The organism is Streptomyces sp. NPDC017936 (assembly GCF_044328485.1).
Taxonomy (GTDB): Bacteria; Actinomycetota; Actinomycetes; order Streptomycetales; family Streptomycetaceae; genus Streptomyces.
The window spans coordinates 1-11,875 of record NZ_JBIRHK010000027.1 but is presented as its reverse complement, the minus strand read 5'-3'; the positions used below and the strand labels follow the sequence as shown (position 1 = coordinate 11,875).

Below are 11,875 nucleotides of genomic sequence, written 5' to 3'. Positions count from 1 at the left end.
GGACCCCCGGCCGCGGGGTGTTGCTTCCGGCCGGGGCGGTGTGGCGTGGGTCAGCCGAGGGCCTTGCCGGGGAGCTCGACCTTCGCGCCCAGCTCCACGAGCTTCTCCATGAAGTTCTCGTAGCCGCGGTTGATGAGCTCGATGCCGTGGACGCGGGACGTGCCCTGGGCCGCGAGGGCGGCGATCAGGTACGAGAAGCCGCCGCGCAGGTCGGGGATGACCAGGTCGGCGCCCTGGAGCTTGGTGGGGCCCGACACGACCGCGGAGTGCAGGAAGTTGCGCTGGCCGAAGCGGCAGTCGGAGCCGCCGAGGCACTCGCGGTAGAGCTGGATGTGGGCGCCCATCTGGTTCAGCGCCGAGGTGAAGCCGAGGCGGGACTCGTAGACCGTCTCGTGGATGATGGACAGGCCCGTGGCCTGCGTCAGGGCCACGACCAGCGGCTGCTGCCAGTCCGTCTGGAAACCGGGGTGGACGTCCGTCTCGAGGGCGATGGACTTCAGCTGGCCGCCGGGGTGCCAGAAGCGGATGCCCTCGTCGTCGATGCGGAAGGCGCCGCCCACCTTCCGGTAGGTGTTCAGGAACGTCATCATCGAGCGCTGCTGGGCGCCGCGGACGTAGATGTTGCCCTCGGTCGCCAGCGCGGCGGACGCCCAGGACGCGGCCTCCAGGCGGTCCGGCAGGGCGCGGTGGTCGTAGCCGCCGAGCCGGTCCACACCCGTGATGCGGATGGTGCGGTCGGTGTCCATCGCGATGATGGCGCCCATCTTCTGCAGGACGCAGATCAGGTCCTCGATCTCGGGCTCGACGGCCGCGTTCGACAGCTCCGTGACGCCCTCGGCGAGGACGGCCGTCAGCAGCACCTGCTCGGTCGCGCCGACGGACGGGTACGGCAGCCGGATCTTCGTGCCGCGCAGCCGCTGCGGCGCCTCCAGGTACTGGCCGTCCGCCCGCTTCTCGATCTTCGCGCCGAACTGGCGCAGCACGTCGAAGTGGAAGTCGATGGGCCGGCCGCCGATGTCGCAGCCGCCCAGGCCGGGGATGAAGGCGTGCCCGAGGCGGTGCAGCAGCGGACCGCAGAACAGGATGGGGATGCGGCTGGAGCCCGCGTGCGCGTCGATGTCGGCGACGTTCGCGCTCTCGACGTATGTCGGGTCCATCACCAGCTCGCCCGGCTCCTCGCCCGGACGGACCGTCACCCCGTGCAGTTGCAGCAGGCCGCGTACGACCCGCACGTCACGGATGTCCGGGACGTTGCGCAGCCGGCTCGGCTCACTGCCCAGCAGGGCGGCGACCATGGCCTTGGGCACGAGGTTCTTCGCACCGCGGACACGGATCTCGCCCTCCAGCGGGGTGCCGCCGTGGACAAGCAGTACGTCGTCAGAGCCGTTGACGGTCATGTATCTCGCGTTCCATGGAGTGGATGGGGGAGTACCGGAGAGGACAGAGTAAACGCCGCGCGGCCCCCTCCAGTAAGCCCGAGTACCACCCAGCGAGGTCATAGCTGTGTCACAACACGAACGGTTCCGCGGCGGCCACACGGGGTCACCGCCGGGTCCGTCCGCGGCCCCCGTGCGCCCGGGAACCGCCCCCGTGCGCCCGGCCGTCGCCCGCCACCGCCTTCCGTGAGCCCCGCCGGGCGCCCCCTGACTCCGCCGCCCTCACCCGCCTCGCCGCATTGCCTCCCCACACGGCGGGAAGATGGGGGATCATGTCTGGCATGACCGAGGTGTCCTCGCTCACAGGGCGGCTGCTCGTGGCAACCCCCGCCCTGGCGGACCCGAACTTCGACCGCGCGGTGGTGCTCCTCCTCGACCACGACGAGGAGGGCTCGCTCGGTGTCGTCCTCAACCGTCCGACCCCGGTGGGCGTGAGCGACATCCTGGAGGGCTGGGCGGACCTCACCGGAGAGCCGGGCGTCGTCTTCCAGGGCGGCCCGGTGTCCCTGGACTCGGCGCTGGGCGTCGCCGTGATCCCCGGCGGCCCGGCCACCGAGGGCGCCCCCCTCGGCTGGCGCCGGGTGCACGGCGCGATCGGCCTCGTCGACCTGGAGGCCCCGCCGGAGCTGCTCGCCTCGGCTCTCGGCTCCCTGCGGATCTTCGCCGGGTACGCCGGCTGGGGACCCGGCCAGCTGGAGGACGAACTCGTGGGCGGAGCCTGGTACGTCGTGGAGTCCGAGCCGGGCGACGTGTCCTCGCCGTCCCCCGAGACGCTCTGGCGGGAAGTGCTGCGCCGCCAGCGCAACGAGCTGGCGATGGTGGCGACGTACCCGGACGACCCTTCGCTCAACTGATCCGTGCGGGCTTCAGTACCCTTGGGCGCATGAGCACTCTCGAGCCCGAGCGCGGCACCGGTACGGGGACCCTCGTAGAACCGACGCCGCAGGTGTCGCACGGCGACGGTGACCACGAGCGCTTCGCGCACTACGTCCAGAAGGACAAGATCATGGCGAGCGCCCTGGACGGGACGCCCGTCGTGGCGCTCTGCGGCAAGGTGTGGGTGCCCGGCCGCGACCCGAAGAAGTACCCCGTGTGCCCGATGTGCAAGGAGATCTACGAATCCATGGGCTCGGGAGGGGACGACCAGGGCAAGGGCGACAAGTGACCGCCTGAGTCCGGCGACGACGCGAAGGCCTCCCCGGCGCGCTGCGGTGCGCGGTGGAGGCCTTCGCGTCGTTCCGTCACGGTGCCCGCGTCGCGAGGGGCGCGTCCGCCGGTCACGAAGTGGTCGAGACCTCTTGTGGCCGGGACGCCCCGCCGTCACCCTGGTGCACCTGTGGCCGCCGCGCCGGCGGGGGGAGGAACGGTGAATCTTCCACGTCCGCTTCCGGGCGGAGCCGTGCCGATCCGGTGGCGGACCGCCGCCGGCGTCCGCGCCGCCGGTCGCGGACGTCCTCGCCCTCCCGCGGTACGGGAGGGCGTCCGGCGCCTTCCGGCCGGCCGGGGAGGCCGCGCCGAGCGGGCCGCGGCCCCGGACGTTCCCGCCCTCCGCGGATTCCTTCCGGCGTATGTCCGGACGGCGGGAAATGGGCCGCCGTCGCCTCGGCGTCCTTGTCGTGGCGGACGCGGTGGCGGGCGTTTCGGCGGTGATCGCGTTTCTCGCCGCGACCGCCGTCACGGGATTCCGTTTCCGTTTCCGCACCACTCCGCCGGGCACGTTTCCGACGGCCCGGACGGTGCCCGGGGAAGCGCCGGCGAACCCCCTCTTCTTCGTCGTGCGGGACGTCGGCCGGCCGAACACGCCGGAGTCCCTCGTCCCGTCCCGCGGCGCCTTCTCGCCGTCGTTCCCGGCCCGGATGCCGGGGGTTTCGAGAAGGCGGTCCCGCAAAGCCCCGGGGAGGCCGCGCACATCGGCGGGGCGAACCGGTCGCGATTCCCGCGATGGTTCCTTTTCCGGGGTGACGACGGCGCCGGCGGCGACGGCGATGACGGTGATGACGGCGATTTCCGTGCCGATCTTCTTCTTCGTGCTCGAGCGGCGAGGGCCGGCGCCGATGCCGGCCGGAGCGGAAAAGGACCGACGTGACCGAACTGATTCCCGTGCCCCGCAGCGTCGTCGCCGATTCCGGCGAGGTGCGGCTGACGGCGCGTTCCCGGATCCACGCCGACAGCGCCACGGAGGACGTCGGCCACTGGCTGCTCGCCGTCCTCCGGCAGGCCACCGGCCTGCCGCTGCGCGAGGGGCGGCACCCCGGCGACACCGAAGGCGACGCCGACGGCATCCGGCTCCGGGCCGACCCCGCGCTCGGCCCCGAGGAATACCGCCTCGTCAGCGGCCCCGACGGCGTCCTGATCGAGGGCGGCGGCGCGGCCGGCGCCTTCTGGGGCGCCCAGACGCTGCGTCAGCTGCTCGGCCCCGACGCGTACCGCAGGGCCCCGCTCCGCCGCGACCGCACCTGGGCGGTGCCGTACGTCACGGTCGAGGACGGTCCTCGGTTCCGCTGGCGCGGCCTCCTGCTCGACGTCGCCCGGCACTTCATGCCCAAGGACGGTGTCCTGCGCTACCTGGACCTGATGGCCGCCCACAAACTCAACGTCCTCCACTTCCATCTGACGGACGACCAGGGCTGGCGCATCGAGATCGGGAAGTACCCCCGGCTGACCGAGACCGCTTCCTGGCGGGCGCGCACGAAATTCGGCCACCGCGCCTCACCGCTGTGGGACGAGAAGCCGCACGGCGGCTTCTACACGCAGGACGACATCCGGGAGATCGTCGCCTACGCCGCCGAGCGGCATATCACCGTCGTCCCCGAAATCGACGTACCCGGCCACTCGCAGGCCGCGATCGCCGCCTACCCGGAACTCGGCAACACCGACGTCGTCGACACCGGCGCCCTCTCCGTCTGGGACGACTGGGGGATCTCTCCCCACGTACTCGCCCCCACCGACGACACCCTGCGGTTCTACGAGGGGGTGTTCGAGGAAGTCCTGGCGCTGTTCCCCTCGGAGTTCGTCCACGTCGGCGGCGACGAATGCCCCAAGGACCAGTGGCGGCGCTCGGCCGCCGCGCGGAAACGCATGGGGGAACTCGGACTGAAGGACGAGGACGAACTCCAGTCGTGGTTCATCGGCCACTTCGACCGGTGGCTCTCCGCGCGCGGGCGCCGGCTCATCGGCTGGGACGAAATCCTCCAGGGCGGTCTCGCCGAGGGCGCGGCCGTGTCGTCCTGGCGGGGCTACGCGGGCGGGATCGCCGCCGCGCGCGCGGGGCACGACGTCGTCATGTGCCCCGAGCAGCAGGTGTACCTGGACCACCGGCAGGACGGCGGCCCGGACGAACCGGTGCCGATCGGCTACGTGCGCACCCTGGAGGACGTCCACCGTTTCGAACCGGTTCCGCCCGAACTGACTCCCGAGGAGGCGGCCCAGGTGCTGGGCACGCAGGCCAACCTGTGGACCGAGGTGCTGGAGGACCCCGCACGCGTGGACTACCAGGCCTTTCCCCGGCTCGCCGCCTTCGCCGAGGTCGCCTGGAGCCGGCTGCCCGCCCCGGCGGAACGGGACTTCGCGGACTTCGAGCGGCGGATGGGCGCCCACTACGCGCGGCTCGACGCCCTGGGCGTCGCCTACCGGCCGCCGGGCGGGCCGAAGCCGTGGCAGAGGCGCCCCGGGGTGCCCGGCCGGCCGATCGAGGGCGCGCCCCCGGGCCGGTAGTGCCCGCACCGCGGGGGAAAATCACCGCAGGATCACCGGAGAGTGGCAATCCGAGCACACCGGCGACTCCCGGACAGACCGGGCCATCCCCCCGGTGAGGTGGGCGAATGCCTCCTAGCGGACCCCCGCGTTCGGGCCTTGCGAAGATGTGCCAGAGTTGCCACGTCCGCCCTGTCAGCACGTACCGTACGGCAACACAGGTGGGACCAGGTGGGGCAGCGGGAAGGGGCAGCCGGTTTGACCACGCACGCACCGCAGGCGGCGCAGGCCGTCACGCTGCCCACGACACTGGAGGAGGCGGTGGCGGCCCTCGCGGCCATGCCCGCCGCCGTGCCGGTGGCGGGCGGCACCGACCTCATGGCCGCCGTCAACTCCGGTCAGCTGAGGCCCGCCGCCCTGGTCGGCCTCGGCCGGATCAGCGAGATCCGCGGCTGGCAGTACCAGGACGGACACGCCCTGCTCGGCGCCGGGCTCACGCACGCGCGCATGGGCCGGCCCGACTTCGCCGCGCTCATCCCGGCGCTCGCGGCCGCCGCGCGCGCCGCGGGGCCGCCGCACATCCGCAACGCGGGCACCCTGGGCGGCAACATCGCCGGCGCGTCCCCCACGGGCGACGCGCTGCCCGTCCTGGCGGCCCTGGAGGCGACGCTGATCGTCGCGGGCCCGGGCGGGGCCCGCCGGGAGGTCCCGGTGTCGCACCTGCTGGCCGGCATGGAGATGCTGCGCGGCGGCGAACTCATCGGGTACGTGCGCGTGCCGCTGCTGCACGCCCCCCAGGTGTTCCTGAAGGCGACCGGCCGCACCGGCCCCGGGCGCGCCGTGGCGTCCGTCGCCCTCGTCCTCGACCCCGCCCGGCGCGGAGTCCGGTGCGCCGTCGGCGCCATAGCGCCGATGCCGCTGCGGCCCCTGGAGGCCGAGCAGTGGGTCGCCCGGCTCATCGACTGGGACAACAACCGCGCGATCGTCCCCGAGGCCCTCCAGGCCTTCGGCGAGTACGTCGCCGCCGCCTGCATCCCCGACCCGGTCCCGGCCGAGGACGGCTCCGTGCAGCCGCTTCCGCCCGCCGTACTGCACCTGCGGCGCACCGTCGCCGCGCTGGCCCGACGAGCACTGGGGAGGGCGCTGACGTGACCGACGACCAGCAGGGACAGGGCACGCCTCCGGGCGGCGGCCGCTGGGACCCGCTGCCCCAGGGGGACTACGACGACGGCGCCACCGCCTTCGTGAAGCTTCCCGAGGGCGGCATCGACGCCCTCCTGGCCGGGCGCGGCGACAGCCCGCTCGCGGCCCCCGGGCACGGTTACGTCCCGCCGCGGATAGCGACGGGACACGAGGACGCCGACCCGTCGGCGACCGGCACGGGCGCGTGGGCGGCCCCGGCCGGCGGCGCCGAGTGGCCGGCCCCGGCGGCGGACGGGACCGCCGGCGGCGACCGGTTCACGTACCACCCGGGCGCGACCGGGCAGTGGGCCTTCGACGACTCCGGGGCGGGCGCCGCGCCGGAGTCCGCGCCCGCCCCCGGGCACGACGTGACCGGACAGTGGTCGATCCCCGTCGCCGGGGGCGACCTGCCCGACGAGTCGGGCGAGTTCACCGCCTCCTCCCTGGTCGAGCAGTGGGGCGGCACCCCGCCGGCCACCCTGCCGGGCGGCGCGCCCGCGCCCTGGGCGACCGGCCCGGGCCCGGACACGGGGGGCGCGCAGGGACAGCCGTGGGGCCGGGAGACGGACACCGGGCAGCCGTCCGGGGGCTTCGCCCCCGCCGGCGGGCCGGTGCCCGACGGCGCGCCGGAACCGGCGCGGCACCCGGCGACGGACGCGCCCGAGTACGGCGAGGCGCCCGAGTACGGCGAGGCGCCCGAGTACGACGAGGCGCCCGAGTACGGCGAGGCGCCGGAGCACGGGACATCCGAGCACGGGGCGCCGCCGGCCGCCGGGCAGCCGTACGGCTCCCTGCCGCCCGAGCAGGACGCCGGGGACGCCGCACAGCCGGCTCCCGAGGCCGGTGAGGCACCCGAGGGCGCCCCGGACTCCTACGGGGCCGCCGAGGCCGTCCAGGAGCCCGCCCGGGGCGCGCAGCCGCCCGCCGCGCCGGACTCCGCCGGGACGCCGGAGGGCGCCGAGCCCGCCGCCCCGCGCGACGCGCGGGAGGACACGTCCGCGGCCGAGGCCACGGCCGCCTCCACGCGCGTGGACGACGCCGCCCCCCAGGACCGGGCCGCCGAGCCCGCCCCCGACGCCCCGCCGCTCCACGACGACCACCCCCTCGCCTCCTACACGCTGCGCGTCAACGGCTCCGAGCGCCCGGTCACCGAGGCCTGGATCGGCGAGTCGCTGCTCTACGTCCTGCGCGAGCGGCTCGGGCTCGCCGGCGCCAAGGACGGCTGCTCGCAGGGCGAGTGCGGCGCCTGCAACGTCCAGGTGGACGGGCGGCTCGTCGCCTCCTGCCTGGTGCCGGCCGTCACCACCGCCGGCAGCGAGATCCGCACCGTCGAGGGCCTCGCCGTCGACGGGCAGCCCTCGGACGTGCAGCGGGCCCTCGCCCGCTGCGGCGCCGTGCAGTGCGGCTTCTGCGTGCCCGGCATGGCGATGACCGTGCACGACCTGCTGGAGGGCAACCCCGCGCCCACCGAACTGGAGACCCGCCAGGCGCTGTGCGGCAACCTCTGCCGCTGCTCCGGCTACCGGGGCGTCCTCCAGGCCGTCAAGGACGTCGTCGCCGAACGCGAGGCGCACGCCGCCGCGGAGGCCGGGACGGACGGCGACGAGGCCCGCATCCCCCACCAGGCGGGTCCGGGCGCCGGCGGCGTCCACGCGTCGGCGTTCGAGAACCCCCACCAGCCGCACCCCCACGACCCGGCGTACGGCCAGGACGGAGGCCAGCCGTGAGCAACGAAGCAGCCACCGCGACGAGCCCCGCCGAGGCCGCCCCGGCCCCCGAGCCGATCCCGCACGGCATCGGCGCCTCCCTGCCGCCCGCCGACGCCCGTGCCAAGACCGAGGGCACCTTCCCGTACGCGGCCGACCTGTGGGCCGAGGGCCTGCTGTGGGCGGCCGTGCTGCGCTCCCCGCACGCGCACGCGCGCATCGTCTCCATCGACACCTCCCACGCGCGCGAGATGCCCGGCGTGCGGGCCGTCGTCACCCACGAGGACGTCCCCGGCAGCCCGCTGCACGGGCGCGGCAGGGCCGACCGGCCGGTGTTCGCCGCCGACGTCGTGCGCCACCACGGCGAACCCATCGCGGCCGTCGCCGCCGACCACCCCGACACCGCGCGGATGGCCGCGGCGGCCGTCATCGTCGAGTACGAGGTGCTCGACCCGGTGATCGACCCCGAGCTGGCCTTCGAGGCGGAACCGCTCCACCCCGACGGCAACCTGATCCGGCACATCCCGCTCCACCACGGCGACCCGGCCGCCGCCGGCGAGGTCGTCGTCGAGGGCCAGTACCGCATCGGCCGCGCCGACCCGGCCCCCATCGGCGCCGAGGCCGGCCTCGCCGTGCCCCGCCCGGACGGCGGCGTGGAGCTCTACCTGGCCTCCACCGACCCGCACGCCGACCGCGACACCGCCGCGGCCTGCTACGGCCTGCCGCCGGATCAGGTGAAGATCGTCGTCACCGGCGTCCCCGGCGCCACCGCCGACCGCGAGGACCAGGGCTTCCAGCTCCCGCTCGGCCTGCTGGCGCTGAGGACCGGCTGCCCGGTGAAGCTGACGGCGACCCGCGAGGAGTCCTTCCTCGGCCACGCCCACCGCCACCCCACCCTGCTCAGGTACCGCCACCACGCGGACGCCGAGGGCAGGCTGGTGAAGGTCGAGGCCCAGATCCTGCTGGACGCGGGCGCGTACGCCGACACCTCCGCCGAGGCCCTGGCCGCCGCCGTCTCCTTCGCCTGCGGCCCCTACGTCGTCCCGAACGCCTTCATCGAGGGCTGGGCCGTGCGCACCAACAACCCGCCCTCCGGCCACGTCCGGGGCGAGGGCGCGATGCAGGTCTGCGCCGCCTACGAGGCGCAGATGGACAAGCTGGCGAAGAAGCTGGGCGTCGACCCGGCGGAGCTGCGCCTGCGCAACGTCCTGGCCACCGGCGACGTGCTCCCGACCGGCCAGACCGTGACCTGCCCGGCGCCCGTCGCCGAACTCCTCCAGGCCGTCCAGGAGTTCCCGCTGCCGCCGCTGCCCAAGGACACCCCGGAGGAGGACTGGCTGCTGCCGGGCGGTCCCGAGGGCGCGGGCGAGCCGGGTGCGGTGCGCCGGGGCGTGGGCTACGGCCTGGGCATGGTGCACATGCTGGGCGCGGAGGGCGCCGACGAGGTCTCCACGGCCACCGTCAAGGTCCAGGACGGCGTCGCCACCGTGCTGTGCGCGGCGGTGGAGACGGGCCAGGGCTTCACGACGCTGGCCCGCCAGATCGTCCAGGAGACCCTCGGCGTCGACGAGGTGCACGTCGCGCCCGTGGACACCGACCAGCCCCCGGCCGGCGCGGGCTGCCGCGGCCGCCACACCTGGGTCTCGGGCGGCGCGGTGGAACGCGCGGCGAAGATGGTCCGCACCCAGCTCCTGCAGCCCCTGGCCCACAAGTTCGGCATGTCCACCGAGCTGCTCCAGATCACCGACGGCAAGATCACCTCGTACGACGGCGTCCTGTCGACCACCGTCACCGAGGAGCTGCAGGGCAAGGAGCTGTGGGCGACGGCCCAGTGCCGCCCGCACCCGACCGAGCCGCTGGACGCCTCGGGGCAGGGCGACGCCTTCGTCGGCCTCGCCTTCTGCGCGATCCGCGCGGTCGTCGACGTCGACATCGAGCTGGGCTCGGTGCGGGTCGTGGAGCTCGCGGTCGCCCAGGACGTGGGCCGCGTCCTCAACCCCGCCCAGCTCGCCGCCCGGATCGAGGCGGGCGTCACCCAGGGCGTCGGCGTCGCCCTCACCGAGAACCTCCGCACCCCGCGCGGCCTGGTCCGCCACCCCGACCTGACCGGCTACGCCCTCCCGACGGCCCTGGACGCGCCCGACATCCGGATCGTCCGGCTGGTCGAGGAACGCGACGTGGTCGCCCCCTTCGGCGCCAAGGCGGTCAGCGCGGTCCCGGTCGTCACCTCACCGGCGGCCATCGCCTCCGCCGTGCGGGCCGCGACGGGCCGCCCGGTGAACCGGCTGCCCATAAGGCCGCAGGCGGCGGTGGTCACCGCCCAGTGAGCCCGCCGGTCCCGGGGCCCCGGCCACCGGTGTGAACGGCGTCGGGCCGGCCGCGGGAGACGGCCGGAGCGGTCCCGGCGGGACGGGAACGGACTCGCGCGGTCCGACGTCTTCCCGGCCGAGGGCCGTTGTCAGTGGTGCCGCGTAGGGTGCGCAGCAGTGGGACGGCGAACTTCACGCACGGGGGAACCAATGGGCACGACCGGGACCGCCACCGGCACAGCGGTGATCACCTTCACCGACGCCGAGCTGGATCCGTACGTCACGCACGCGCCGACGCGCCGCTGGCTGGCGGGCCCCGGACTGCCGGGCGTCGGCGGGCTGCTGACGTTCGACGCGCTGCGCACCGACGGTCTGCGCACGGTGGAGGACTCGACGGGCGACCCGCGGGGCCGGCTGGCGCCGGACCTGCGCACCCAGCTCGTCATCGGCGGGCTCGCCGGCCTGGAGGGGCCCTGGACGGAGTCGGTGCTGCTCGACGGCGCCACCGGCGAGATCACGACGACCTGCTTCCTCCACGACCGCCCGGACCTGATGGACCGCCGCCCGCTGGCGCCCTCCCTGGAGACGCTCGTGCGGTTCGCCACGGCGGCGGACGAACTGGCCGCGCTGCGGGGGCAGTTCGCGGCCTACGCCGGACGGTACGGCCCCGAGGCGGTGGCGGAGGCGTCGGCGCAACTGCTCGCGCTGTACGAAGCCGGCGCCGACGGCGCGGTGGCGCCGTTCTGGCGCCTGGCCGCGGTGATCCGCCCCCTCGCCCTGATCGCCGGCCCCGGCACCCGCTCCGGGCTGGCCCTCGACCTCCCGCCCCGCCTCCTCGACGAGGAGTTCGGCGCCCGCGCCGTCGTCCGCTTCGAGGACGTCGACTTCCCGTCCGCCCTCACCCACGAGCCGACCCGCCGCTTCCTGCGCGAGGTGGGCCTGCCGGAGGAGTGCGTCTGGTTCTCCCTCGACACCGACACCCCGCTGCCCACCCTCGCCGAACACCGCGCGGACGACCCGGACGCCCGGCTGCCCGACGGCGCGGCCCGCTTGGTCCGCCTCGGTCACCTCCTGGAGGACACCGGCCTCGTCGTCGACGGCACGACCGGCGCGGTCCTCGCCTGGAGCGAGGCGGAGGCGACCCTGCGCCCGCTCAACGCCGACGTCTCGACGCTGGGCTTCACCCTGTGGCTGGTCCACCGCGCGAGGTCCCTCGACGCCGACCACGACCTGACCGAGGCCTACGACCAGCTGGCCGCCGCCCTGACCCGCACCCTGTCCGTCCTCGACCCCCTCTCCTGCGACCCGACGCCGACGGCCCCGGGGGACGACGGCCGGCGCTACTGGCCCGAGGTCTTCGAGGACGAGGCGGGCGGAGGCCTGTACGCGTAGTCCGGTCATGACGGACAACCAGAAGGGGCGGCCCCCCCCCGGGGGGCCCCCCCCCCCCGCCCCGGCGGGGGGGGGGGGGCCCGGGGGGGCAAAGAAACCCCCGAACAACCGTTTCACGCGCGCCCCCAAAACACACCGGGCCACCGCCCCTCACCCC

General features: G+C 75.1%; 8 protein-coding genes. 7 read left to right on the top strand and 1 reads right to left on the bottom strand.

Going from position 1 to position 11,875, the window contains the following annotated elements:
* Positions 1 to 50 precede the first annotated feature (50 nt).
* Complete coding sequence (gene murA, locus ACH4F6_RS37255) at positions 51 to 1,397, bottom strand: UDP-N-acetylglucosamine 1-carboxyvinyltransferase (RefSeq protein ID WP_397964898.1); 1,347 nt, start codon at positions 1,395 to 1,397, stop codon at positions 51 to 53.
* Positions 1,398 to 1,717: 320 nt separating this feature from the next.
* Here murA and ACH4F6_RS37250 point away from each other — a divergent pair, with 320 nt between their 5' ends.
* The 7 genes from ACH4F6_RS37250 (at position 1,718) to ACH4F6_RS37220 (ending at position 11,718) form a co-directional block, all read left to right on the top strand.
* Positions 1,718 to 2,290: a YqgE/AlgH family protein gene (locus tag ACH4F6_RS37250; protein ID WP_397964896.1), complete on the top strand. Its 573-nt coding sequence runs from the start codon at positions 1,718 to 1,720 to the stop codon at positions 2,288 to 2,290.
* A gap of 29 nt (positions 2,291 to 2,319) precedes the next feature.
* The gene (locus ACH4F6_RS37245; protein ID WP_397964895.1) at positions 2,320 to 2,601 is read left to right on the top strand and encodes a DUF3039 domain-containing protein; all 282 of its coding nucleotides are present in this window, start codon (positions 2,320 to 2,322) and stop codon (positions 2,599 to 2,601) included.
* 917 nt (positions 2,602 to 3,518) lie between these two features.
* Positions 3,519 to 5,150, top strand: a complete 1,632-nt coding sequence (locus ACH4F6_RS37240; RefSeq protein WP_397964893.1) for a beta-N-acetylhexosaminidase — start codon at positions 3,519 to 3,521, stop codon at positions 5,148 to 5,150.
* A 237-nt stretch (positions 5,151 to 5,387) separates the two neighbouring features.
* A complete protein-coding gene (locus ACH4F6_RS37235; protein WP_397964892.1) occupies positions 5,388 to 6,281 on the top strand; it encodes an FAD binding domain-containing protein in 894 nt (297 codons plus the stop codon).
* Positions 6,278 to 8,038, top strand: coding sequence for a 2Fe-2S iron-sulfur cluster-binding protein (locus tag ACH4F6_RS37230; RefSeq protein WP_397964891.1), 1,761 nt, complete (start codon positions 6,278 to 6,280; stop codon positions 8,036 to 8,038). The genes ACH4F6_RS37235 and ACH4F6_RS37230 overlap by 4 nt, the downstream gene beginning before the upstream one ends.
* Positions 8,035 to 10,344, top strand: a complete 2,310-nt coding sequence (locus tag ACH4F6_RS37225) for a xanthine dehydrogenase family protein molybdopterin-binding subunit (protein WP_397964889.1) — start codon at positions 8,035 to 8,037, stop codon at positions 10,342 to 10,344. The genes ACH4F6_RS37230 and ACH4F6_RS37225 overlap by 4 nt, the downstream gene beginning before the upstream one ends.
* A gap of 192 nt (positions 10,345 to 10,536) precedes the next feature.
* Complete coding sequence (locus ACH4F6_RS37220) at positions 10,537 to 11,718, top strand: SUKH-4 family immunity protein (RefSeq protein ID WP_397964888.1); 1,182 nt, start codon at positions 10,537 to 10,539, stop codon at positions 11,716 to 11,718.
* Positions 11,719 to 11,875: the final 157 nt, after the last annotated feature.

Bases quoted from the DNA above. Each gene is read 5' to 3' on its own strand.
- murA (WP_397964898.1), bottom strand. From the start codon at position 1,397: ATGACCGTCAACGGCTCTGACGACGTACTGCTTGTCCACGGCGGCACC.
- ACH4F6_RS37250 (WP_397964896.1), top strand. From the start codon at position 1,718: ATGACCGAGGTGTCCTCGCTCACAGGGCGGCTGCTCGTGGCAACCCCC.
- ACH4F6_RS37245 (WP_397964895.1), top strand. From the start codon at position 2,320: ATGAGCACTCTCGAGCCCGAGCGCGGCACCGGTACGGGGACCCTCGTA.
- ACH4F6_RS37220 (WP_397964888.1), top strand. From the start codon at position 10,537: ATGGGCACGACCGGGACCGCCACCGGCACAGCGGTGATCACCTTCACC.